We start from the raw sequence: 23,890 nt of genomic DNA, 5'->3' as shown, positions 1-23,890 counted from the left end.
GGTGACTGTCGCTATGCAGGGTTTGCGACATTGTACGGTGCTGCTTGAGGAGGCGGTTAACGCCCTGATTTGGCGGCCCGATGGCATCTATATTGATGGCACTTTTGGGCGCGGCGGACACAGCCAGTTGGTGCTTGAGCGGCTGGGTGCGGATGCGCGTTTGGTGGCTTTTGATAAAGACCCGCAGGCGTTGCTGGCGGCACAGCAGATGACAGATCGGCGTTTTGAGATCGTGCATAGCAGTTTTGCTAATTTGCATGACGAAATGGCGCAGCGTGGCGTAGAGCGGGTCGCGGGTGTTTTATTGGATTTGGGCGTTTCCTCGCCGCAGCTTGACGATCCTGAGCGCGGCTTTAGCTTCCAAGCAGATGGGCCACTGGATATGAGGATGGACTCAAGCCGTGGCGAGTCGGCGGCGCAGTGGCTGGCGCGCGTGCCACAACAGCAATTAACCGAGGTCATACGGGATTATGGGGAAGAGCGGTTTGCTCATCAGATTGCAAAAGCGATTATTGCTCGCCGGGCGCAAGCTGAACGCTTGGGACCGATCACGCGCACCCGCGAGTTGGCCGAGATCGTGGCCAGCGCCGTCAAAACTCGTGAGCCGGGGAAAAACCCGGCTACGCGCACCTTTCAAGCTATACGGATTTACCTTAATCAAGAACTTGAAGAATTGGAAATAGCGCTGGCCGCGGCACTCAATTTATTAGAACCAGGAGGGCGTTTGGTGGTGATCAGCTTTCATTCGCTTGAAGATAGGATCGTTAAGCAGTTTTTAAAAAAACATGCGATGCCTCCTATGCTTGACCGCCGCTTGCCGATTCGGGCTGTTGATCTGCCCATGCCATTACTTAAATTGCATGGGCGTATACGCGCGAGCGCAGCTGAGATTGCGCTTAATCCGCGTGCGCGCTCGGCGTTGCTGCGCTGCGCCGAAAAGGTGGCGTCATGAGCCGCCTGCATTTTTTGTTGTTAGGTGCGCTGGTGATGTGTGCGTTATCCGTGATTAACGCAACCGATCAGCAGCGTCGCATCTTTATCGAGCTTGATCGTGCGCAGACGCAAGAGCGCCAGTTGCGGCAGGAATGGTCGCAATTGCAATATCAGCAAGGTGCGTTGTCAAAAATATCGCGTATCGAGAGCGTCGCGCAGCGCGTGCTTAAAATGCGGCCGGTGAGTTCCGGTTTGACTCACTATTTAACTGATCAAGCCCCCCAAGCGCCGGTTTTTTCTGAAAAGGGTGGGGGATGAAACAGGTCTCACACCGCGCCATTCCGTTTTCGGCAAGCCCAGTGTTATCGCTGCGCTTGCCGTTATGGCGTTCAAAATGCGTCGTCTTTTTGCTCTTTCTGGGCTTTGCTGCACTGGCTGTGCGCGCCTTATGGATCCAGGGGCCGGGTAACGACTTTTATCAAAAACAAGGTGAGAGCCGTTATCAGCGCACGCTTGCGCTACCGGCAACCCGTGGCAAAATTTTTGATCGTAATGGCGTGGTGCTGGCGACCAGTTTGCCGGTGCGCGCCATTTGGGCGATTCCAGAAGATGCACCGAGTGACCTAGCTGACCCTAAGCTTGAGGCATTGGGCAAACTGCTAGGTTTGAGTCGTCAGGCGCTGCGTCGCAAGTTGGCCGAAGATAAAAGTTTTGTGTATATCAAACGTCAAGTGCCGCTTGACGTAGCTGAGCAGGTTGCGGCGCTGGATATCCCAGGGATTTATCAGCGTAAGGAATATCAACGCTTTTATCCAGAAGGGGAAATCACAGCCCACTTAGTGGGCTTTACCAATATTGAGGATGAGGGTCAAGAAGGGATTGAACTCAGTATGCAAAAGCAACTGATCGGTATGCCAGGCAGCCGCCGTGTGATTAAAGATCGGATGGGGCGCGTGGTAGAAGATGTCGATGAATTGGTGTCGCCACGCGATGGGCGTGATTTAACCTTGTCGATTGATAGCAAATTGCAGTATATCGCCTATACCGATTTGAAAGCAGCGGTGCTGCTCAATAAAGCCAAAGCGGGGGCCGCGATTGTGCTTGATGCGCATACTGGCGAAGTGTTGGCCTTAGTGAATTATCCGGCCTATAACCCGAATCGTCGAACCCAGTTGACCGGTGCTCAGCTGCGCAATCGCGTGCTGACGGATACCTTTGAACCAGGCTCGATTATGAAGCCGCTGACCTTGGCCCGGGCGCTCGACTTGAAGCGGGTCGCGCCCACGACACTGATTAACACTTCGCCTGGCCGCTATAAACTGGATAACGCAACGATTAGCGATAGCCGTGATTTTGGTGTCCTGACGGTGGCTAACGTGCTGCAAAAATCAAGCAATATTGGGACCACCAAAATTGCCTTGCAGCTCAAGCCAGAAGAAATGTGGGACATGTTTACCAGCGTTGGTTTTGGGCAGGCGCCGGAGATTGGTTTTCCGGGGGCGGTTGCAGGCCGCTTGCGACCTTGGCAGCGTTGGCGGCGGATTGAGCAAGCGACGATGGCTTATGGCTATGGCATTTCAGTTTCGTTGTTTCAGATAGCGCGTGCTTATACTGCGTTAGCGCATGATGGGCAGTTGCTGCCGCTGACACTGTTCAAAAATTCTGACCATGGCAATCAGGCAAGTGAACGCATTGCTGGCGTGCAGGTTATTTCGCCGCAGACGGCTCGTCAGGTGCGGCAGATGCTCGAAGCGGTGATCGGGCCTGGTGGCACGGCGCCAGCTGCGCAGTTGGCCGATTACCGGGCTGGCGGCAAGACGGGTACTGCGTATAAGCATGCTAAGGGTCAGTACGATAAATCAAAATATCGTGCCTCGTTTGTTGGCATTGCGCCCATGTCGGCGCCGCGCATTATTGTTGCAATTTCCATCGATGAGCCAAGCGCCGGCAAACATTTTGGCGGTCAAGTCGCCGCTCCAGTGTTTGCGGCAATCGCCAATGATACGTTGCGGGCATTAAATGTGACCCCCGATAAACCGGTACAACTGATGGCGGTAGCGAATAGTGTGCAACAGAATCGTTTGGAGGCGAATAGATGAGCAGCGTATGTAATTTAGCGAATGATAAGGTGGTGGACGTGCTGGCATACACGCTTAACTGGCTGCGTGCGCGTGTTCCTGCCACCGCGAATGTGCACGCAGATAGCCGGGCTGTGCAGTCAGGCGATATTTATTTGAGTTATGCCGTCACGGAAGAAGAGCAGCGCCGTTATTTTGGCGAAGCAATCAAACGGGGCGCGGGCGCAATTCTGTGGCAGCCTGGGCAATCGGAGTCTGCGCCGATCGGCTTGGTAGGGGCAGAAAATTTTGCTGTGCCAACCTTAGCCATCCCTAACCTCACTGAGTTGGCGGGGCCGATTGCCAGTGAATGGTACGGTGCGCCCAGTCAGGCGCTAATGGTCATCGGAGTGACTGGCACGAATGGTAAAACTTCTTGTAGCCATTGGGTTGCGCAGGCCTTGTCCGCGCTTGATAAACCGTGCGCGATTATGGGTACTTTGGGGGCGGGCTTGCCTGGCAAATTGGTGGCCACGGGCTTCACGACTCCCGATGCGACTCAACTGCAGCGCAGTTTAGCGCAGGTGTGTCGCGCAGGTGCGCAAGCGGTTGCCATAGAAGTGTCATCGCACGGCTTGCAGCAAGAGCGTGTCAATGGCATTGCTTTTGATACGGCGATTTTTACCAATCTATCGCATGACCACCTAGATTATCACGGCACATTAGAGAACTATGAAAGCGTGAAGGCGCGTTTATTTGACTGGCCGACATTGCGCTACGCCATTATTAATTGTGACGATGCTGCAGGCGCGCGTTTGCTGGCGCGCCTGCATGGCAAAGTGCAGACGATTGCTTATGGTATTAATGAAGCGACCGTGGCGTCTCAGCGAATGAACGCAGACGGTGTGCTGCGCGCGCAGGACATTCGCTCGACGATCGCGGGTACGGCATTCAAAGTGAGTTCTAGTTGGGGCGAGGGTGAAATTACGGTGCCGATGTTAGGTACTTTTAATGTGAGTAATTTACTTGCCGTGTTGGCTACGTTGTTAACGGCAGAGGTGCCATTCGAGGTTGCGTTGGCTCAACTTGCTCGCTTAGAGCCAGTGATTGGCCGCATGCAACAATTGGGCGGCAATATGACATTGAACGAGCCGCTGGTGGTAGTTGATTATGCCCATACCCCTGATGCCCTGGAACAGGCTTTGGTTGCACTGCGCCCAATTGCCCAGGCCCGCGGGGGTAATTTGGTCTGTGTTTTTGGCTGTGGCGGTAACCGCGATACCACTAAGCGCGCGTTCATGGGGCGTAGCGCCGAACGGCTTGCCGATGCCGTCGTATTAACCAGCGATAATCCGCGTCACGAGCAGCCTGCTGCGATCATCGACGAGATTGTGCACGGCATGTCCGACCCGACACGTGCTGAGTGCATTGAAGATCGCGCGCGCGCAATTTTGCGTACGATTCGTGCGGCTGCCTGTGAGGACGTGATTTTGCTGGCCGGCAAAGGTCATGAGACGACGCAAGAAATACAGGGCCAAAAGTATCAATTTTGTGATCAAGACCATGTGCGTCTTGCCTTGGCCGCGCGTGCAACGCAAGCGGTAGGGGGGCATGGATGAGTCCACTGTCATTGCGTGAGGCCGCGCTACTGATCGCGGGTGCTCAGATTCTGGGCGAGCCAGACACCTGTTTTGAGCGAATTTCTACTGACAGCCGCACCGCCGGCCCAGGCGATCTCTTCATCGCACTAAAGGGAAAAACCTTTGATGCGCATGATTTTCTGCCCGACGTAGTGGCGCGTGGCGTGGCTGCGATCTTAGTGTCACGCCCTCCTAGTCAGGTTTCTGTGCCAACTTTATGTGTGTCTGATACACAACAAGCGCTCGGTGCGTTGGCGCGTGGCTGGCGCCGCCAATTCAAACTACCCTTGGTCGCGGTGACGGGTAGCAATGGCAAAACGACAGTCAAAGAAATGATTGCGTCGATTTTCACGGCGGCAGTGGGCGAGGGGGCGTGGCTTGCTACCCGCGGTAACTCAAATAATGATGTGGGCGTACCGCTCACTTTGTTGCGCTTAAATGCGGCGCATCGGCTCGCTGTGGTCGAGCTTGGCATCAATCATCCAGGTGAAACGGCGCCGCTGGCCGCGATTGCCGAACCCACCATCGCGCTGATTAACAATGCGCAGCGCGAGCATCAAGAATTCATGGCCAGCGTAGAAGCCGTGGCGCACGAACATGCGAATGTGCTGCGTGCCTTACCTGTGGAGGGTATCGCGGTGCTGCCAGCAGACGATGTCTATACGTCGATTTGGCGCAGTGCGGCGAGTGGACGTCGCATCATCGATTTTGCACTGGCGAGCGCCGCGGCTGTCAGCGGCACGTTATGCTCTGAGGGCCGGCTGGCAGTGCAAACGGACATTGGTCGGTTCGAGCTCACCTTGCCGGTGCTGGGCGTACACAATGCACGCAATGCGCTGGCGGCAACCGCCGTGGCGCTGGCCGCGGGAGTGACGCTGGCTGCCATCCGCTTGGGACTTGAAAAATTCCAGCCGGTGAGTGGCCGGCTGGCTGCCAAAGTGGTTCGCGTTGGGCCATTTGCCGGGGCCATGGTAATTGATGATAGCTACAACGCGAATCCCGATTCAATGCGCGCAGCAATTGACGTGTTGGCAACGCGTGCGACGCCGAGGGTATTGGTGATTGGCGAAATGGGTGAGCTCGGGCCGCAAGGCGCTGCTTTTCACCGTGAAGTGGGGATCTATGCCCGTGAGCGTGGCATTGATGCGTTATATGCATTAGGAGACGCTACGCGCGATGCCTGTAGCGCATTTGGTGCAGAGGCTAAACATTTCAGTAGTGCTGAAGCATTAATTAAACAGCTGTTAGGTGCGGGTTTTGATGCCAGCGCCACTGTGCTGGTTAAAGGTTCGCGTTTTATGAAAATGGAACGCATTGTCGCAGCGCTTAGCGCTGAATCGATTGAGGGCCAAGCGCCCCTTTTACATTCATAGGAAATTAAGGCAATGCTACTTTGGCTGGCGCACTGGCTACAACATGACGTAAGTTTTTTGCGCGTGATTCACTATCTGACTTTGCGAGCGGTGATGGCCGCCATTACTGCCCTAGTGATCGGCTTAGTGTGCGGTCCATGGGTGATTCGTAAGCTCACCAAACTCAAAATGGGCCAGGCTGTGCGCCAAGATGGTCCGAGCACGCACCTGGTCAAAGCAGGCACCCCAACCATGGGCGGGGTGCTGATTTTAATTGGTATCGCCGTATCGACTTTATTGTGGGCCGATTTGACCAATCGTTTTGTCTGGATTGTGATGCTGGTTACGTTTGGCTTTGGCCTGATTGGTTGGGTTGATGATTATCGCAAAGTGGTTCATAAAAATCCGCGTGGCATGTCGTCACGCGAGAAATACGGCTGGCAATCGCTGATTGGCCTTTTTGCTGCGGTGTATCTTGCGTGTAGCGTATCGGAGGCCAGCAATGTTCCCGTGTTTGATTTTTTTATGGCATGGGTGCGCAGTGGCTTGTCGACTGATTTGCCGGCGCGGGCAGATTTACTGCTGCCGTTTATCAAGTCGATCAGTTATCCATTAGGTTTATATGGTTTTATTACGCTCACTTATTTTGTGATTGTGGGTACTAGCAATGCGGTGAATTTAACCGATGGCTTGGATGGTCTAGTGATTATGCCGGTTGTGTTAGTCGGCGGAGCATTGGGGATTTTTGCCTATGTGATGGGCAGTGCCGTCTATTCAAAATATCTGTTGTTTCCCCATGTTCCAGGTGCTGGCGAGTTGCTGATTTTTTGCGCGGCGATGGGGGGCGCAGGCCTTGCCTTCCTTTGGTACAACACCTATCCGGCACAGGTCTTTATGGGCGATGTAGGTGCGCTCGCGCTGGGTGGCGCACTGGGTACGGTGGCGGTGATTGTGCGGCAGGAAATCGTCCTCTTTATCATGGGCGGCGTATTTGTTGTCGAAACCTTGTCGGTGATGATCCAAGTCATCTGGTTTAAATATACCAAACGGTATTACGGCGCCGGGCGCCGTTTATTCAAGATGGCGCCGCTGCACCATCATTTTGAGTTATCAGGCTGGAGAGAAACTCAGGTGGTCGTGCGTTTTTGGATTATTACGCTGATGCTAGTTTTGATCGGTCTATCTACGCTCAAATTGCGGTAAAAGAAACTATGTCAATGTTTGGTGAACTCCAACAACCCGCTGTGTTAGTGCTAGGCCTAGGCGCTTCGGGCCTGGCCTTAGCGCGTTGGTGTGCACACTATGGTTGTGCCGTGCGGATTGCCGATACGCGAGCAGAGCCGCCTAAACTGGCAGCGCTTAAAGAAGAACAGATCGCCGCGGAATTTATCCATGGTGAGTTAACGCCAGCATTACTCGATGGCATTGAGTTAGTTGCCCTGAGCCCGGGGATTTCGCCGTGGCATCCCGAATTTGCGCCATTGCTTGAGGTTGCGCGTGCCCGTGGTGTGCCGCTGTGGGGAGAGCTTGAATTTTTTGCACAGGCGTTGCGAGCACTGAGGATGGAGGCTTATCAGCCGAAACTGCTCGCGATTACCGGCACTAACGGCAAAACGACAACCACTGCGCTCACGGGTTTATTGTGCGAGCGCGCCGGCCGGCGCGTGGGTATCGCCGGCAATATTGGTCCGCCGCTGCTTGAGCGCTTAGCCGAAGCCCTCAACGCTCATCAGCTGCCCGAAATTTGGGTGCTTGAGCTGTCGAGTTTTCAGCTGGCAAGTGCTTACACGTTTGCGCCTGACGCTGCTGTGATACTCAATATCACGCAAGATCATCTCGATTGGCATCAGAGTTTGGCACACTATATTGCCTCTAAAAGCCGTATTTTTGGCGCTCATACCGTGCGTATTTTGAATCGTGATGATGCGAATATCATGGCGCTCGTGCAAAGTTCTGACTGGGTCAGCGAAGAGAGCGAAAAAAACCTATGCAGCTCGACGCAAAAAGCGGCGCGGGTGATTAGCTTCGGACTTGACGCTCCGCACATCAATGGGGATTACGGTTTAGCGCAAGAAAACGGCATGGCCTGGTTGGCGCTGGCTGAATCTGTTTCTGACAGCACGGTGCCGCTATCTCCGCGTGCGCGCCCGCGGGCAAAAGTTGCGGATGAGATTGCCCTGAAACGGCTGATGCCGGTTGAGGCATTGCGCATTCGTGGTTTGCATAACGCGGCGAATGCGCTGGCCGCGTTGGCCTTATGTCGCGCGATCGACCTGCCGCTAGCCAGTCTAATGCATGGCCTGCGTGAATACCATGGTGAGCCGCACCGGGTTGAGACGATTCTCTCTTTAAACGGCGTCGAGTTTGTTGATGACAGTAAGGGCACCAATGTCGGGGCAACGGTTGCTGCCCTGAATGGCTTGGCGCGGCGCACTGTATTAATTATGGGCGGGGAGGGTAAAGGGCAAGATTTTGCGCCACTCGCCGCTCCTGTTGCCGATTGGTGCCGGGCCGTGATGTTGATTGGTCGCGATGCGCCGCGTTTGCGGCAGGCATTGGCGGCTACGGGCGTGCCGCTGAACGAATATGCCACCTTGATAGATGCGACCCGCGCGGCCGCCACCCTGGCCCAAAAGGGCGACACAGTTCTGCTCTCGCCGGCTTGTGCGAGCTTTGATATGTTTCGCGACTACCGCCACCGGGCGCAAGTGTTCAGGCAGACAGTCGCCGAGCTAGCGAGTGCTTGCGGAGTGGTTTTATGAAGCTGCTTGAATATGATGCGCCGTTGATGTGGGCCGTCATTACGCTGCTGGGGCTAGGGTTGGTGATGGTGTATTCGGCATCGATTGTGATGCCGGATGCGCCGAAATATGCCTCTTATCAGGCGAATCATTTCTTGTTGCGGCATATTGTGTCGCTGTCGCTGGGGATGGTGGCGGCATTTTGTGTGTTTTGGGTGCCGCTTAAACTTTGGGATCGGTTTGCTTCTAAGCTTTTTCTGTTCGCCTTGGTGTTGCTGGTGATGGTCTTGATTCCTCCATTTGGCAAAGGGGTTAACGGTGCACATCGTTGGATTTCGCTGGGTTTACTCAATATCCAGCCCTCCGAAATTATGAAACTCGCAGTCACCGTCTATGCCGCGAATTACACCGTTCGTAAACAGGAATTAATGCATAGCCTAGGCCAGGGATTTTTGCCCATGGCGTTGGCCGTAGGGTGTATCGGTGCATTGTTGCTGCTTGAACCCGATATGGGCGCCTTTATGGTGATCGCGGTGATTGCGATGGGGGTGCTTTTTCTGGGCGGAGTGAATGGCAAATGGTTTGGTGGCATTGCTCTGACGGTAGTGGGTACCTTTACCTTGTTAATTTGGTTATCGCCATGGCGGCGTGAACGCATTTTTGCTTACCTAAATCCGTGGGATGAACGTTATGCCCAAGGTAAAGCCTACCAGTTGACGCATTCGTTGATCGCCTTCGGCCGCGGTGAATGGTTTGGCGTTGGTTTAGGCGGCAGCGTTGAAAAACTCAATTACTTGCCAGAGGCCCATACCGATTTCATTCTGGCTGTGATTGGCGAAGAGCTGGGTTTTTTCGGTGTGTTGGCCGTTATTGTGCTGTTTTACTGGATGGTGCGGCGCGCCTTCGAAATTGGCCGTCAAGCACTGGTGCTAGATCGTGTATTTGCGGGCCTTGCCGCCAAAGGTATTGGCTTGTGGCTAGGGGCTCAAGCCTTTATCAATATGGGAGTCAATCTGGGTTTGTTGCCGACTAAAGGGTTAACCCTACCGCTAGTGAGCTATGGCGGCTCAGGTATTTTGCTTAATTGTATTGCGCTTGCGCTATTAATGCGGGTCGATTATGAAAATCGCCTCTTAATGCGCGGAGGAAAAGTATGAGTAATGCGCGCACTTTGCTGATTGTGGCAGGAGGCACGGGAGGGCATGTGTTTCCGGGGCTAGCCGTCGCCCATCGGATGCGCCGTCATGGCTGGCATGTTGTCTGGCTTGGCAATCCCACGGGCATGGAGGCTGCGCTGGTGCCCAAGCACGGTATTCCAATTGAATTTGTGCGCTTTAGCGGGCTGCGCGGCAAGGGTTTGCGCACCAAGTTAATGCTGCCGATTAATTTACTACGCGCGGCTTGGCAAAGCCTGCGTGTGCTGGCAAAAATTAAACCGACTGTGGTGCTCGGGATGGGTGGCTATATTAGTTTCCCGGCCGGCGTGATGGCTGTACTCAGCGGCCGCCCATTTATTTTGCATGAACAAAACTCAATTGCTGGGCTGGCGAACCGAGTGCTTGCCAAAATTGCGCGTCGGGTGTTGGTTGCGTTTCCAGATGTCTTGCCGCGTGCCGAATGGACCGGTAATCCACTACGCGATGCGCTGATGGCCTTGCCTGAGCCAGCGCAACGCTATCGGCAGCGGAGTGGTCGATTGCGCTTATTGGTGGTCGGTGGCAGTTTAGGCGCGGCGGCACTCAATGAGGTTGTGCCGCGCGCGCTCAGCGCTTTAGCTGTCGATGAGCAGCCGCATGTCGTGCATCAAGCGGGCGTGCGGCAGATTGATGCTTTGCGGGCAAATTATGCCGCCGCTGGTTTGCACGATCATGAACAAATTGAATTGACGCCGTTTATTGAAGATATGGCGCAGGCGTATGCCGATGCTGATTTGGTGATCTGCCGGGCCGGCGCGATGACGATTGCAGAAATTGCCGCAGTCGGGGTCGCGGCCCTCTTGGTGCCGTTTCCACATGCGGTAGATGATCACCAAACAACCAATGCGGCGTTTTTATCTACGCATGGAGCCGCCGTGATGATTCAGCAGCGCGAGTTGTCGGCAGACAAGCTGGCGGCTTGGCTGAAAACACAAACCCGTGAGGCCTTAAGCCAAATGGCTGAGCGTGCGCGCCTGCTGGCTAAACCTGATGCAGCCGAGCAAGTGAGCAAAATTTGTTTAGCGGTGGCTGAACGCAATAAGGGACAGCTATGAAGCATGTCGTTAAAAACATTCATTTTGTCGGCATTGGTGGCTCGGGCATGAGCGGCATTGCCGAAGTGCTGTTAAATCTAGGGTATTGCGTCAGCGGTTCCGACTTAAATCGGACCGCAGTCACGGATCGCTTGGCGGCATTAGGTGCGCGCATCGCATTGGGTCATCAGGCTGAGCATATTGGAGAGGCCAACGCGGTGGTGGTGTCTAGCGCGATCCGCGCAGATAACCCGGAAATGCTAGCAGCCCGTCAACGTGGCATTCCGCTGGTGCCGCGCGCTGCGATGCTAGCCGAATTGATGCGCTTAAAGCAGGGTATTGCGATTGCCGGCACGCACGGCAAAACCACCACCACGAGCTTAGTGGCAAGTGTTCTGGCGCGAGGTGGGTTCGACCCAACTTTTGTGATTGGCGGACGATTAAATAGTGCCGGCGCGAATGCCCGGCTTGGCGCCGGTGATTTTATTGTGGCCGAGGCAGACGAATCAGATGCTTCTTTTCTGAACCTGTTCCCCGTGATCGAAGTCATCACCAATATTGATATGGACCATATGGAGACGTATGGACATGATTTTACAAAACTGAAGCAAGCCTTTATCGAATTTACGCAGCGCTTGCCGTTTTACGGTATTGCGGTGTTATGCGTTGACGACCCGCATGTGTGCGAGATTTTGCCTGCCGTGACTAAGCCGATTGTGCGTTATGGACTGTCGGAGCAGGCTCAGGTACGCGCCGTGGAGATTCGCGCCGAGGCCGGCCGTATGCACTTTACTGTTCTGCGCGCAGATGCTGCGCCCTTGGCCATCGAGTTGAATCTGCCGGGCCTGCACAATGTCCGTAATGCTTTAGCGGCGATTGCGATTGCCACTGAACTGGAGGTGGCCGATGAGGCTATTTGCCAAGCGCTGGCAGAGTTTACGGGTGTAGACCGCCGCTTTCAGCGCTATGGAGAAATCCCGCTAAGCGCTGGTGGCAGTTATACCTTGATTGATGACTATGGCCATCATCCGGTCGAAATGGCGGCCACGATTGAGGCTGCGCGCGGCGCTTTTGTTGGGCGGCGGCTAGTGCTGGCTTTTCAACCGCACCGTTTTACGCGTACCCGCGATTGCTTTGAGGATTTCGTTAAAGTGCTTTCTAGTGCGGATGCAGCCATCCTCACAGAAGTGTATTCGGCCGGTGAGGAGCCTATCACCGCGGCCGATGGACAGGCCTTGGTGCGCGCACTTCGTGCGCTGGGTAAGGTAGACGCTGTCTTTGCTGAGACCATCGAGGCGATGCCCGAGGCGATTACCCAGCAGGCGCGAGCCGGTGATGTTGTGATTACGATGGGGGCAGGCTCGATGGGTTATGTCCCGGTGTGGCTAACGCAGTCGCATATTTGAAATTAGAGGCAGAGGATAGATCAATCATGGATCCAAAAATATTTGGCAAGGTTGCGGTGCTATGCGGTGGCGAGTCCGCCGAGCGTGGCGTATCGTTGAATTCTGGGCAGGCGGTATTAGCTGCGTTGCGCGCGCGCGGCGTGGATGCTTGGCTATTCGATCCTAGCGAGCGGCCACTTTTCGCGCTAAAGGAAGAGGGGTTTGCACGCGTTTTTAACGTGCTGCATGGCGGGGATGGCGAGAATGGCACGGTCCAAGGTGCGCTGAAATTTCTCGGTATTCCTTGTACCGGTTCTGGGGTGTTGGGTTGCGCCTTGATGATGGATAAGGTGCGCAGCAAATGGATCTGGCAGCAAAGCGGCGTACCCACGCCCCCGTTTGAGGTGGTGCTGCGAGGTGAAAACTACGAAGCCCGCGCGCAAGAGATCGCCACTCAACTCGGCTTACCTCTTTTCGTGAAGGCCGCCAACGAAGGGTCAAGTATTGCCATTAGCAAAGTGAAAACAGCGGATCGATTAGCCGCGGCACTGGCGGAAATTGCTCATCATGAGCCCGTTGTGCTGGTTGAAAAAGGCATCGACGGCGGGGGTGAATATACGATATCGCTTGTCGAGGGGCTTGACCTGCCGATCATAAAAATCATACCCGCCAGTGAATTTTACGATTATCACGCCAAATATCTTGCTGAAGATACCCAATATATTGTTCCTTGCGGGCTGGCGAGCGCCGAGGAAAAACGCCTGCTGGAACTCGCCCGCCATGCCTTCAAAGTACTCGGCGGCAAGGGTTGGGGACGGATAGATTTTATGCTTGACGCCAATGGTAAGGCTTGGTTTTTAGAGGGCAATACAGTGCCAGGCATGACCAGTCACTCGCTGATCCCCAAGGCGGCAGCTGCCATCGGGATCAGTTATGACGAATTAATGCTGCATGCGCTGTCTCTCACCTTAGTCTAAAAAGATCCGCGCAAAATGTGGCACAACCTTCGTCAACTCAACTTACTCGCTAATCTGCTGAGCGCGTGCGGTGCGTTGCTATTGCTGGTGGGTTTGGCGTACTGGTTAAATCGGCAACCGGTGTTTGTGCTGCGAGCGTTGCGCATTGAAGGGGATACGAGCCACTTCAATATGCAAGGCGCGCGCGCCGCGATGAGTCAGTTGCGGGGTAATTTTTTTACGGTGGATTTGGATGCCGCCCGCACCGCTTTTGAGGCCATGCCATGGGTGCGCCACGCGAGCGTACGGCGCATTTGGCCTAATCGGCTCAGCGTAGCGCTCGATGAATATAAGCCGCTTGGCACATGGGGTAGTGATTGGTTGGTCAGTACGCAAGGCGAGCGTTTCACCGCCAATCCGGCGGAAGCCGGCGATGATTTGCTCGCGTTTAACGGGCCGCCGGGCAGCGAGCAGCAGGTGGTGGCGCGCTATCACGATTTTAAACGCTGGTTTGCCCCACTTGGTGTCCAGGTGCAAGAGGTCACTTTATCGTCTCGCTATGCGTGGAGCGTTGAGCTTGCCAGTGGCATGCGCATTGAACTCGGCCGTGAGCAGAGTGAAGACTTAAATATGGACACGTTAGCGAAACGTTGTAGCCGCTTGGTTGCTGCCTGGCACTATATGACCACGCAATGGGGCTCTCAGATTGAATATGCCGACTTACGCTATCCAAATGGTTTTGCAATTCGTGCTGCTGGGATGAAATTTATCGACCGCCCAAAATAGCGCTCATACGCTTAAATAGGCTGGACACTTTACTACTGCTTTAATTGATCCTATGAAAGATTATCAAGACCTATTAGTCGCACTTGACATCGGCACCTCGAAAGTGGTCGCGGTGGTGGCTGAACAAAAGGGCGAGGGCCGCTACGAAGTGATCGGTCTTGGCCAAAGTGACTCGAAAGGACTCAAAAAAGGGGTGGTGGTCAACATTGAGGCCACGGTACAGTCGATTCAGCGCGCGCTCGAAGAAGCTGAGCTCATGGCGGATTGCAAAATCGCGAATGTTTTCACCGGCATTGCGGGTAGCCATATCCGCAGCTTTAATTCGAGCGGCATGGTGGCGATCAAAGACAAAGAAGTGATGTCAGCCGATGTTTCTCGTGTCATCGAAACGGCCAAAGCCATCAATATTCCGACCGATCAGCAAGTGCTGCACATCCTCACCCAGGAATTCATTATCGATGGGCAAGAGGATGTGCGCGAACCGATTGGCATGAGCGGCATTCGGCTTGAGGTGAAAGTGCATATCGTGACAGGCGCGGTCTCGGCGGCGCAAAACATCGTCAAATGCGTGCGGCGGTGTGGGCTTGAAGTGAATGATCTGATTTTACAGCCCTTAGCCTCAAGTCTAGCGGTGCTCACCGAAGATGAGAAAGAGCTAGGCGTGGTGTTAGTTGACATTGGTGGTGGCACGACGGATATCGCTATTTTTGCTGAAGGCGCAATTCGGCACACGGCGGTGATTCCAATTGCCGGCGATCAAATCACCAGCGATATCGCGATGGCTTTACGCACCCCTACGCCAGATGCAGAAGACGTTAAGGTGTGCCATGGCATTGCTAAACAGGTCTTGGCTGATCCAAATGAAATGATCGAAGTCCCAGGTCTTGGCGAGCGTGGCCCGCGCATGCTGTCTCGGCAGGCGCTAGCAGCGGTGATTGAGCCGCGCATTGAAGAACTTTTTTCACTGGTGCAACAAGTTGTGCGGGAATCCGGCTACGAAGAAATATTGTCTTCCGGTGTAGTTTTAACCGGCGGCGCAGCGCTAATGGCCGGCATGATCGAGTTGGGTGAGGATATTTTCTTGAAACCTGTACGTATTGGCATTCCTCATTATCTCGGCGGTTTGGCTGATGTCGTGCGTAGCCCGCGTTATGCAACGGCCATGGGGCTGTTACTCGAAGGACATGCACAACGGATAAGGGGCCGCAAAGTTGCTGTGCGCGCGGGTTCGGCCGCACAGGTTTGGACGCGGATGAAGGAGTGGTTTTTGCGCAGTTTTTAAAAAAATTAACAGGGAAAAGTGGATCTTAGAGGTGGCAAGCGAGCGCGTGGCGCACGCTTTTTTAAAACATCGAAAAGGCCAGTTAGAGTTTGAAAAGTTTAAGTTAATTTAATTTTGATGGAGAATCATAATGGAATTTGAAATGCTGGAAACGGAAACCAGCGGTACCATCATTAAGGTGGTAGGCGTGGGCGGAGCAGGCGGCAATGCGGTGCAGCACATGATTAACCGCGGCGTGCAAGGGGTGGATTTTTTGTGTATGAATACCGATGCGCAAGCCTTGATGCGCTCACAAGCCGCGCATGTGATTCAACTTGGCAAGACGGGTCTGGGCGCGGGCGCTAAACCTGAAATGGGGCAAGCTGCTGCCGAAGAAGCACGTGAGCGCATCGCCGATTGTTTGCGCGGTGCGCATATGGTCTTTATCACCGCAGGCATGGGCGGAGGCACCGGCACCGGAGCGGCCCCAGTGGTGGCGCAAATCGCCAAGGAAATGGGCATTCTGACTGTTGGTGTCGTCTCCAAGCCCTTTGAATTTGAAGGGGGCAAGCGGATGCGTATCGCTGAGGCCGGCTCGCAAGCGCTTGAAGCGCAAGTGGATTCATTGATTGTCGTGCTCAACGATAAGCTCTTTGACGTCATGGGCGATGATGCTGAGATGGACAAATGTTTTCAGTGTGCGGATGACGTGCTGCACAACGCTGTCGCCGGTATTGCAGAAATCATCAATGTCGAAGGTCTAGTCAACGTTGACTTTGAAGACGTGAAAACGGTCATGGGCGAACAAGGCAAAGCGATGATGGGTACGGCCACCATCGCCGGCATTGACCGCGCACGTCTGGCGGCAGAACAAGCGGTGGCCAGCCCATTGCTGGAAGGGGTTGATTTGTCGGGGGCGCGTGGTGTGCTCGTGAATATCACCGCCAGCCGTTCATTGCGCCTATCTGAAACACGCGAAGTGATGAATACCATCAAAAGCTACGCTGCTGAAGATGCAACGGTGATCTTTGGCACGGTTTATGATGATGCCATGGGTGAGGCGCTGCGGGTCACCGTAGTGGCAACAGGTTTAGGCCGGACTGCCAAAAAAGCACAAGCCGTGCCGATGACCCTATTAAGAACGGGAACGGATAATGTACCGGTGAACGTGGCTCACGCCCCGTTATCGAATACAACCGACTATGGTGCGCTGGATACCCCTGCCGTTTGGCGCAGCTCGCGTGAGACGGCGTCTGCTCATGTTAGCGCGCTAGAGAAAAAAGGCGTGGATCGATATGATATTCCGGCCTTTTTGCGTAATCAGGCGGATTGACGAACGGCGCCGCGGCTGACCAAGCCACTCCCCTTAAGCGCTACGGATGGCAAACGGGAGGGGGACTGCGCTCGTTTGCTTTTGGTAACAGTGCGCAACAGTTTGATAAAAGCCAATAGGCTGAATTGAGTATAATTCAACCTATTGGTCCAAGGTTTTCGATTATAAATATTAAATATGCTAAAGCAGCGCACAATTAAATCCATTGTCAGAACCGTTGGCATCGGATTGCATTCTGGTCGCAAGGTCGAGCTTACGCTACGTCCTGCAGCAGTTCATACGGGTATCGTGTTTACGCGCATTGATCTGATGCCGCCAGTTGAAATTCCAGCCTCTGCCTCTAGCATCGGCGATACTAGGCTAGCCTCAGTGCTGCAAAAAGAGGGCGCGCGCATTTCAACCATTGAGCATCTGATGTCGGCTTGTGCCGGGCTTGGGATTGATAATCTTTACGTCGATGTGACCGCTGAAGAAATTCCAATTATGGATGGCAGCGCCGCTTCTTTTATCTTTTTATTGCAGTCAGCTGGCATTGAAGAGCAAAACGCTGCCAAAAAATTCATCAAAATTAAACGGCGAATTGAGGTGCGCGATGGCGATAAATTCGCCTGCTTCGATCCATACTTTGGTTTTAAGCTTAAATTTACGATTGACTTTCACCATCCTGCCGTTGACAAAACAGGCCAGAAGCTAGTGGTTGATTTTGCGGATACCTCCTATGTGCGCGAAATCGCGCGCGCGCGGACTTTTGGCTTTGCGCATGAAGTGGAAGCGATGCGCGAGTTGGGTTTAGCGCGCGGCGGCAGTATGGACAACGCCATTGTGCTCGATGAATATCGCATCTTGAATAACGATGGCTTACGCTATGAAGATGAATTCGTGAAGCACAAAATGCTGGATGCGATTGGCGATTTATATGTAGCGGGTCACCCGCTGTTGGCTTCTTATGAGGCTTATAAATCGGGCCATAAGCTTAACAATGCATTATTGCGTGAGCTGTTTGCGCACGAAGACGCTTATGAGATTGTGACCTTTGAGGATGTACACAAAGCGCCTCGTGGTTTTGCCTTTGATGTGCAAACGGCTTTTGTATAAATTAAGTTTTATGATCATCGCTGATGTCTTTAAGCGGAGAGAGTCACCGTTGCTGGTCTTCGCTTAATCCCATATTCCGCTACCCCCGCTCCGCTTCTCAGGTACTAGTTGTGTAGTAACTGAGCAAATAGACAATGAAGCCCGGTTAAAGCGTGCTGAGAGTATTTAATGCTGGAGTGCTATTTTTTGGATGTCTTCGTCAAAAAGCCCGGTCACTTTTTTAACAAAAGCAGGTTCTGATCCCTCGGCTAGCATTTTTTTAGCAATAGCGAGCGCTTTCTGACGTTCACCTTCTTGCCGTAATTGTTCGTTAAAAGTCATGATACTCTCCCGCTTCTCAGGTAATACTGTGCTTAGTAGCTTAAATAAATCTTCCGCTTTTTGCGGTTGCTTCCCTTGTTCATTTGAACCAATATACTCTAGCATAGCAAAAAAATATGACTCTGTCGTATGAGATACGGCCATCTTCAAGATGCCTTGGTCTGCAAGCTGCCGAATTGTTTCAATAAAATCGCGTTCCTGATAGCGCTTAAAAAGTAGTTCCATCAGTGAGGCTGCTCCATGCTGCTTCAAGGTATCGACTGGCAGCATTGTCAAGTCAATGAGTTGGAACTGTTTGAAGACGAGCGCTCTTGCCATCTCAACATCATCAAAGTCTTCAAAGATATCTGTTGAATACGGATAGGGAGATACGGCGCCATGATAAAGACATATTGGCAAGACTAGTGGTAGTGAGTTATGTCCAGCTTTTAAATGATCTCCCATCAAATTTACAGTGTACTGCAGCAGTCTAAAAGCCATATGTTTGCTGGCGGTAGATTGATGCTCAAGCAGCAGTAAAAGGGGGATATAGCCCGCTTTGCCATTGATTTGGCAAGCATAGACCATGTCGCTATGCACTTCGCGTAGCTCAGCACTAACATAGCTTTTATCAATGGCTCGCAGAGTGCTGAAGTCAAGCTGTTGATAGATATCAGCAGGTAAATGGGCTTTTAGAAAATCGAGAGCAATTTGTTTTTCTTTGAGGCTTCCCTTAAAAAATTTGTCATGAGGGTGAGAAATGATGGACATAGAAGTCGCTGGAATACTGAATTCAAATGTTAAAGAAAAATAGTATACTAGTTAAAATGGTGTAAGTCGAGGTGTTATGATTAATTTTGTGTGACTCAAACGATACTTGGGTGACTACCATGATTTGTCTATTAATCTGGACGACAGTCAGGGGGCGGCTAAAGGTTTAATTGAGCTTGCTATTAGCTTTTAAGATGGAATAACAGATGATCAGCACTACGGTTGGGCACGTAGTTTCGGTAAATATACTGAGTTCGCCAATATGCAAAATTAACTAGTAAATTGAAGTGATAACTTGCTCAAACTCAAGCTTTTGGAAGTGTGGTAAGCGGCTCGCTAGCCGAATGGCCTTCAAAGGAAATATAAATAGTTCTTATATATCAATAGCTTATAATTCTGTTTATTGAAAGCGGGGGTAGCGGAGTATAGGCTTAAGAGAGTATCGCCGGCTAGATTCAGGCAGTGCATCCAACCCCGTGTGTTTGGATCGCCCCGCTGTGGTTTACCCCAATCCGGGTGGTGGCCTAAGCTCAGGTCATCGCGACTCGCCCTAGGTAATCCTCGATTCGTTTTTTTGTTTGCTTCGTTGCGTGATATACGCCGCGTTCGTCAGTACGTAGCAGGATGCCAGATTTGAGCCAGCTTTGCTGCATATGGCGAGGTATGCCGCGCCCAAGTAGATCACGTGCGGTGACGGTCTTTGCTGGTTTCTGGCGCGGTTGACGCAGCGCTGCCATTTTTTTCTTTACCGGCGCAGGCTGGACCTGCGCTGCTTGACGAGTGGCCGCCTTTGGGGCCAGCGAGCGGGCAGGCTTGCCAGAGCGTTTGGCCGTGATCGCAGGACTCTTTGCCGCCACAGAAGGTGCAGCTATCGCAACCGGTGACTCATTTAATTCAATACCAAATAATGCCGACAGATCTGACGTATCCAGTTGTTGGTGCGGTTCCGACTGTGCGTCGGCTATCGATAGGTTACCCGCTTGCCGAATCAATTCCAGCGGATCGACATGGCGCAACTCAAACAATAATTCTGGCTGACTATCTAGGCGAGTGCCCACACCATACAATGCCGCGGCAATATGTTTGCACATCGACGCTGAATCGGGGCAGCTACAACGAAAAGCAATCTGTTGCGGGACCGGAAACAAGCCGGCGCCGTGACGCGTGACCACTTCCATGACGGAGTTCGACAAACGCCCCTGCAACAACTCCACCAGCGATGCAACCTGACCCGCGCATTCACGCAAAATCGATTGCCAGCGCTCGGCCTCTAGTGCGTCTACTCCGATGCTAACCGTGTACATTTCTGAGCCAAAAACCAACGCCGTAATTTTGCCGGCCTTGATTTTTAGATCAACCACCGAACCATGCCGCACATAGGCGCGTCCGCGCGGTAAGCGGCTAGCATAGTCGCTATAGGCCTCAAGATTGTCGCACCATTTTTTGCCCCAGAAAGTACGAGCGATAGCGCGCCCCTCAATGGTGACTGGCTGACAGACTCGCCCTTTTTTTTCAAGGGATTTTAATTTTCGTTGCGCTTTGTCGCGTCGTTCCGCGACCGAGACATAAGGCGCCCAACCACCATCATAAAAATCCATTTTCATTCCACATGACAGAGCTGCAAAGCGAGTTTATTTATCATCCATGGCGCTATTAATATCAAGCGATACTAACTTTAGTAATGCCTTATTATCCATTTCGGTCAGCAACATTTCACCACCGTTTGCAAGGATATCATTTGATAGTCCGAGTTTGGCATCGATCAGCGCATCGATTTTTTCTTCGACAGTACCGCGACAAATAAATTTATGGACCAGCACATTTTTTTTCTGGCCGATGCGGTAGGCACGATCGGTCGCCTGATTTTCCACCGCGGGATTCCACCAGCGATCGAAATGAATCACGTGCGATGCGGCCGTCAGATTAAGGCCAGTGCCCCCCGCTTTGATGGATAGCACAAAAAACGGCGGTCCTTGTTCCTGTTGAAATTGATCAACCAGCGACTGGCGTGTTTTGACAGGGGTTGCGCCATGCAACAGCAATCCAGGTCGCCCAAACACCCCTTGTAAAAATTCAACTAACGGCCCGGTCATTTCCTGGAATTGGGTAAATATTAAGACTTTTTCTTGGCGCGCCGCAATCGCTTCTGCAAGTTCGCGCAAACGGGCAAATTTTCCGCTGTCATCTGGCGCATAAGCACCATCGCCTAACCATTGGGACGGATGATTGCAGATCTGCTTGAAGCGCATCAGGAACGCCAACACCGCACCCCGCCTGGCGATGCCATCCAGAGTTTCGATCTGCTTGGCCAGCGCATCGACCGCTTGTTGATACAGACTGGCTTGCAGTCGGCTGAGTACGCAATAAGCCTTAACCTCGGTTTTGTCCGGCAGGTCGGCAATAATCCGCTTATCGCTTTTCAGGCGGCGCAGAATGTAAGGCTGAACCAGCTTGCGCAACGGCGCGTAACCAAGCTGCTCGTCTTGCTCTAAAAGGCGTGCGAAACGACTGAACGTCTTGTTGGAGCCCAGTAGACCGGGACAGATAAAATCGAACAGTGACCATAAATCGCCCAGTCGGTTTTCCACTGGGGTCCCGGTCAACGCAAATCGCACCCGGCTCTTCAATGCCTTGGCCGCTTGCGTCTGCCGCGCCCCCGGATTTTTGATGGCCTGGGCTTCATCCAGCACCACCAGCGACCAGTGTATCTCCAGCAGCCAGGGTAGGCGGATTAAGTTACCGTAACTGGTGATGACAATATCCCACTCGGCCAGTTGCCCGGCAGATAGGGTAGCAAGCGCTTTGCTTGGTTGCGCCGAGGAGTGCGCCACAAATATGCGTAAAGTAGGCGCGAAGCGGGCCATTTCGGCTTGCCAGTTGCCGATCAATGAGGCGGGCAACACCAGTAAATGCGGACCCGGATCGGCTTCCTGTTTGGCTAGCAAGAGCAGCGCGATGACTTGCACCGTCTTTCCTAGACCCATATCATCTGCCAGGCATCCTCCCAACCCCAGACGATGCAACCACCATAACCACTGCACGCCATCTTGTTGGTAGGCGCGTAGCTGTGCCTTGAGTTCCGCTCCGGGGTGCGCTTTGCTACGCACATTGTGTGGATTGCGTAGCCCTTCCAGCGCATCCTTCAGCCAGTCACCCGCCACTACAGTAGACCAATCTGCCGTATCGTGTGATAGTGCTGCCATGCCATTGGCTTCTACTGCGGCACCGGCTAACAAGCGCAAACCATTAAGAAAAGAAATACCCTCTCCAGCCGCCTCGCGCTGTACTTTTTGCCAATGTGCGAGGACCCCATCGAGCTTTTCTCGATCCAGTTCAACCCAACGCCCTTTGAGTCGTACCAAACCATCGCCGGCAGCGAGCAGTTGTTCCCATTCAGCAGACGAAAGCGCCTCGCCATCGAGTGAAAGCGATACATTGAAGTCGAGCATCGTATCCAGCCCTAACCCAGCAGCGCGGTTGCCGATACTCACCTGTACCTGCGGTCGTGCTGGCTGATGGGGTTTCCACCAGTCCGGAATCCGCACCACGATACCGCATGCTTCGAAGAGTGGAATGTTACGCAAGAATTGATGTGCGTCGGATGGCGCCCACGCGATTGGACGAAAAATGGCGCCGGAGTCCACCAGCACTTTTAACCATGGACTCTGCTCGGCCGCCTTGTGCACCGGCAGCAGCAGCCCAAGCAGCGTGTTGCGGTCGCCTACGCCAGCGTACTCTTGTAACGCCTTGCCTAGCGCCTGGTGCTGCACCTGTGATCGTTGCGATACGCCGGCTGCATACGTCGCGAGAAAAGCGAAGGGCGCTTGCTCATTATTTTTATTTTCGGCGAGATGAAAACAAACGCGACCAACCAAATTCCAGCTTGCGTGCTTACGCTGTAGCCATGCCTGCACGTCGCCATGTTCGGCTGAGATTTCTGTGCGCGCCGCGGCGTGCAGATCAGCCCAAAAAATTGCCAAGCCGGCGAGATCCAGATAGTGCGCTCCGATCATCAGCGGAATTGACGCTACCAGCTTTTCCAACTCGGTGAGAGGGGGGGCAATCTCGGCGCTGTCCCACTGATGCGTTAAATCCGGCACCGCACACAAACGCGCCATGAACAGATGGCCCAACTCGCGACCGAATGCAAGAGAAGACGGCAACCACGTCGCCAGCTCTACTGCGCCCAAGTGGAGTAGCCCATGGCCGCTGCCGCGCTCGAAGGCTTGGCGGATGCGCGTGGTGGCCGCTGGGGATAAATCAGACGACCCTGCAACAGATGCCAGATGGATTCGCCCCGTCGGAGATATTTCCAGGGCCAGAGTACTCTCTGTGGAGCCAGTGTCGGGCCGCGCAGAATCGTCAACCTCAGATGGGAGAGGGCGACCATTCCCTTGGTTTAAATGCTCCTGCTGGTCCATCTTCTGTGGTTGGGGTTGATGCGCCTGCTTGCTCGACATAAAGTTTTTTTGGAGGAGGTTGAATACATTCTAAGCAAAATTAAGCAATCGACTGATCCATGCCAAATTCTTTCATGTGAGCCCAAAAACCACTTTTACGAGAATGTGCAGTACGAAGAGTTGCGACGAACGTTTGGTGAGAAACGTAAGGTTCGTAATTATCGGCAGTTATGGTTTTGGATGAGGGCATTATGTTTTACGGGACTCTTGCTATCTTCCAATTCCGCAGAAGGGCGCTTTGGGTCCGATTACGAATAGCTTACAATGAGTTTCAATTGTACCGCTAGACCTAATACACCAGGACGTGAATCTCTCGATTCATCTGGCTCCTATCGTCCAACCATTTTTAAAATTAAAATCGCATTTGTAAGCCCGCTAATACCGGCTATCAAACTTGACCGCCCGCTCAAACATCCTCGGTCCAACGAAATCAAAGAGGCGTGTGTCACAGAGGTATCAAAAATTCTTTGCCAAAATTAGACCTAATCCTCTACAATTCAGAAAAATTGTTCAGGAGGATGGCGGTTGCGCAGTAGCCATTACACCGAGTAACGGCCTCCAAAAATAGAAACACTTCAGAATACATAGGG

17 protein-coding genes and 1 pseudogene are annotated in these 23,890 nt (G+C 53.1%); 15 read left to right on the top strand and 3 right to left on the bottom strand.

All coding sequences use genetic code 11. The features are described 5' to 3' along the window. The first annotated feature begins 13 nt into the window (after positions 1-13). The 15 genes and pseudogenes from rsmH to lpxC all read left to right on the top strand — a co-directional run bounded on the left by rsmH (position 14) and on the right by lpxC (position 17,769). Complete coding sequence (gene rsmH / locus KMZ15_RS07765; RefSeq protein ID WP_223694791.1) at positions 14-952, top strand: 16S rRNA (cytosine(1402)-N(4))-methyltransferase RsmH; 939 nt, start codon at positions 14-16, stop codon at positions 950-952. Then, positions 949-1,251 (top strand): cell division protein FtsL, encoded by a 303-nt coding sequence (ftsL, locus tag KMZ15_RS07760; protein WP_223692310.1) that lies wholly within the window; start codon positions 949-951, stop codon positions 1,249-1,251. The genes rsmH and ftsL overlap by 4 nt, the downstream gene beginning before the upstream one ends. After that, positions 1,248-3,032, top strand: coding sequence for a penicillin-binding protein 2 (locus KMZ15_RS07755; protein ID WP_223692307.1), 1,785 nt, complete (start codon positions 1,248-1,250; stop codon positions 3,030-3,032). Before ftsL ends, KMZ15_RS07755 begins: the two co-directional genes overlap by 4 nt. After that, a complete protein-coding gene (locus tag KMZ15_RS07750; protein ID WP_223692305.1) occupies positions 3,029-4,609 on the top strand; it encodes a UDP-N-acetylmuramoyl-L-alanyl-D-glutamate--2,6-diaminopimelate ligase in 1,581 nt (526 codons plus the stop codon). Before KMZ15_RS07755 ends, KMZ15_RS07750 begins: the two co-directional genes overlap by 4 nt. Continuing rightward, positions 4,606-6,003, top strand: coding sequence for a UDP-N-acetylmuramoyl-tripeptide--D-alanyl-D-alanine ligase (murF, locus tag KMZ15_RS07745; RefSeq protein WP_223692303.1), 1,398 nt, complete (start codon positions 4,606-4,608; stop codon positions 6,001-6,003). Before KMZ15_RS07750 ends, murF begins: the two co-directional genes overlap by 4 nt. A 12-nt stretch (positions 6,004-6,015) precedes the next feature. Beyond that, positions 6,016-7,185: a phospho-N-acetylmuramoyl-pentapeptide-transferase gene (mraY, locus tag KMZ15_RS07740; RefSeq protein ID WP_223692301.1), complete on the top strand. Its 1,170-nt coding sequence runs from the start codon at positions 6,016-6,018 to the stop codon at positions 7,183-7,185. 14 nt (positions 7,186-7,199) lie between these two features. Continuing rightward, positions 7,200-8,744: a UDP-N-acetylmuramoyl-L-alanine--D-glutamate ligase gene (murD, locus tag KMZ15_RS07735; protein ID WP_223692299.1), complete on the top strand. Its 1,545-nt coding sequence runs from the start codon at positions 7,200-7,202 to the stop codon at positions 8,742-8,744. Next, a pseudogene (gene ftsW, locus KMZ15_RS07730) lies at positions 8,744-9,880 on the top strand (putative lipid II flippase FtsW); the annotation flags it as partial. The gene murD and the pseudogene ftsW, both read left to right, overlap by 1 nt. After that, positions 9,877-10,974, top strand: coding sequence for an undecaprenyldiphospho-muramoylpentapeptide beta-N-acetylglucosaminyltransferase (murG, locus tag KMZ15_RS07725; protein WP_223692289.1), 1,098 nt, complete (start codon positions 9,877-9,879; stop codon positions 10,972-10,974). The pseudogene ftsW and the gene murG, both read left to right, overlap by 4 nt. Continuing rightward, positions 10,971-12,359, top strand: coding sequence for a UDP-N-acetylmuramate--L-alanine ligase (gene murC, locus KMZ15_RS07720; RefSeq protein ID WP_223692286.1), 1,389 nt, complete (start codon positions 10,971-10,973; stop codon positions 12,357-12,359). The genes murG and murC overlap by 4 nt, the downstream gene beginning before the upstream one ends. A gap of 26 nt (positions 12,360-12,385) precedes the next feature. Then, entirely contained in the window at positions 12,386-13,315 is a 930-nt protein-coding gene (locus KMZ15_RS07715; protein WP_223692284.1) for a D-alanine--D-alanine ligase, read from the top strand. A 15-nt stretch (positions 13,316-13,330) separates the two neighbouring features. Beyond that, the gene (locus KMZ15_RS07710; RefSeq protein WP_223692282.1) at positions 13,331-14,080 is read left to right on the top strand and encodes a cell division protein FtsQ/DivIB; all 750 of its coding nucleotides are present in this window, start codon (positions 13,331-13,333) and stop codon (positions 14,078-14,080) included. Positions 14,081-14,132: 52 nt separating this feature from the next. Continuing rightward, a complete protein-coding gene (gene ftsA, locus KMZ15_RS07705; protein WP_223692280.1) occupies positions 14,133-15,362 on the top strand; it encodes a cell division protein FtsA in 1,230 nt (409 codons plus the stop codon). A 130-nt stretch (positions 15,363-15,492) separates the two neighbouring features. Continuing rightward, positions 15,493-16,674 (top strand): cell division protein FtsZ, encoded by a 1,182-nt coding sequence (gene ftsZ, locus KMZ15_RS07700; protein WP_223692278.1) that lies wholly within the window; start codon positions 15,493-15,495, stop codon positions 16,672-16,674. Between the two features lie 177 nt (positions 16,675-16,851). After that, entirely contained in the window at positions 16,852-17,769 is a 918-nt protein-coding gene (gene lpxC, locus KMZ15_RS07695; protein WP_223692269.1) for a UDP-3-O-acyl-N-acetylglucosamine deacetylase, read from the top strand. A 165-nt stretch (positions 17,770-17,934) separates the two neighbouring features. Here the strand turns inward: lpxC and KMZ15_RS07690 are convergent, their stop codons facing one another. From KMZ15_RS07690 to KMZ15_RS07680, 3 genes are all read right to left on the bottom strand, one after another. After that, positions 17,935-18,840 (bottom strand): Rpn family recombination-promoting nuclease/putative transposase, encoded by a 906-nt coding sequence (locus tag KMZ15_RS07690; RefSeq protein ID WP_223692265.1) that lies wholly within the window; start codon positions 18,838-18,840, stop codon positions 17,935-17,937. A 530-nt stretch (positions 18,841-19,370) separates the two neighbouring features. Beyond that, positions 19,371-20,438, bottom strand: coding sequence for an SWIM zinc finger family protein (locus KMZ15_RS07685; protein ID WP_223692263.1), 1,068 nt, complete (start codon positions 20,436-20,438; stop codon positions 19,371-19,373). Between the two features lie 33 nt (positions 20,439-20,471). Further along, positions 20,472-23,300: a DEAD/DEAH box helicase gene (locus KMZ15_RS07680; protein ID WP_223692262.1), complete on the bottom strand. Its 2,829-nt coding sequence runs from the start codon at positions 23,298-23,300 to the stop codon at positions 20,472-20,474. Positions 23,301-23,890 lie beyond the last annotated feature (590 nt).

The sequence above is a fragment of the Mycoavidus sp. HKI genome (assembly GCF_020023735.2).
In the GTDB taxonomy this organism is placed as follows: domain Bacteria; phylum Pseudomonadota; class Gammaproteobacteria; order Burkholderiales; family Burkholderiaceae; genus Mycoavidus.
Note: the sequence above shows the minus strand (reverse complement) of the source record. Positions and strands in the feature narration are given on the sequence as shown.

What these genes read in the sequence shown, in the direction of transcription:
- murG (WP_223692289.1), top strand. Translation starts at nt 9,877, where the DNA reads ATGAGTAATGCGCGCACTTTGCTGATTGTGGCAGGAGGCACGGGAGGG.
- KMZ15_RS07710 (WP_223692282.1), top strand. Translation starts at nt 13,331, where the DNA reads ATGTGGCACAACCTTCGTCAACTCAACTTACTCGCTAATCTGCTGAGC.
- KMZ15_RS07690 (WP_223692265.1), bottom strand. Translation starts at nt 18,840, where the DNA reads ATGTCCATCATTTCTCACCCTCATGACAAATTTTTTAAGGGAAGCCTC.
- KMZ15_RS07685 (WP_223692263.1), bottom strand. Translation starts at nt 20,438, where the DNA reads ATGGATTTTTATGATGGTGGTTGGGCGCCTTATGTCTCGGTCGCGGAA.
- KMZ15_RS07750 (WP_223692305.1), top strand. Translation starts at nt 3,029, where the DNA reads ATGAGCAGCGTATGTAATTTAGCGAATGATAAGGTGGTGGACGTGCTG.
- mraY (WP_223692301.1), top strand. Translation starts at nt 6,016, where the DNA reads ATGCTACTTTGGCTGGCGCACTGGCTACAACATGACGTAAGTTTTTTG.
- rsmH (WP_223694791.1), top strand. Translation starts at nt 14, where the DNA reads ATGCAGGGTTTGCGACATTGTACGGTGCTGCTTGAGGAGGCGGTTAAC.
- murF (WP_223692303.1), top strand. Translation starts at nt 4,606, where the DNA reads ATGAGTCCACTGTCATTGCGTGAGGCCGCGCTACTGATCGCGGGTGCT.
- murC (WP_223692286.1), top strand. Translation starts at nt 10,971, where the DNA reads ATGAAGCATGTCGTTAAAAACATTCATTTTGTCGGCATTGGTGGCTCG.
- ftsL (WP_223692310.1), top strand. Translation starts at nt 949, where the DNA reads ATGAGCCGCCTGCATTTTTTGTTGTTAGGTGCGCTGGTGATGTGTGCG.
- KMZ15_RS07755 (WP_223692307.1), top strand. Translation starts at nt 1,248, where the DNA reads ATGAAACAGGTCTCACACCGCGCCATTCCGTTTTCGGCAAGCCCAGTG.
- lpxC (WP_223692269.1), top strand. Translation starts at nt 16,852, where the DNA reads ATGCTAAAGCAGCGCACAATTAAATCCATTGTCAGAACCGTTGGCATC.
- murD (WP_223692299.1), top strand. Translation starts at nt 7,200, where the DNA reads ATGTTTGGTGAACTCCAACAACCCGCTGTGTTAGTGCTAGGCCTAGGC.
- KMZ15_RS07680 (WP_223692262.1), bottom strand. Translation starts at nt 23,300, where the DNA reads ATGTCGAGCAAGCAGGCGCATCAACCCCAACCACAGAAGATGGACCAG.
- ftsZ (WP_223692278.1), top strand. Translation starts at nt 15,493, where the DNA reads ATGGAATTTGAAATGCTGGAAACGGAAACCAGCGGTACCATCATTAAG.
- ftsA (WP_223692280.1), top strand. Translation starts at nt 14,133, where the DNA reads ATGAAAGATTATCAAGACCTATTAGTCGCACTTGACATCGGCACCTCG.
- KMZ15_RS07715 (WP_223692284.1), top strand. Translation starts at nt 12,386, where the DNA reads ATGGATCCAAAAATATTTGGCAAGGTTGCGGTGCTATGCGGTGGCGAG.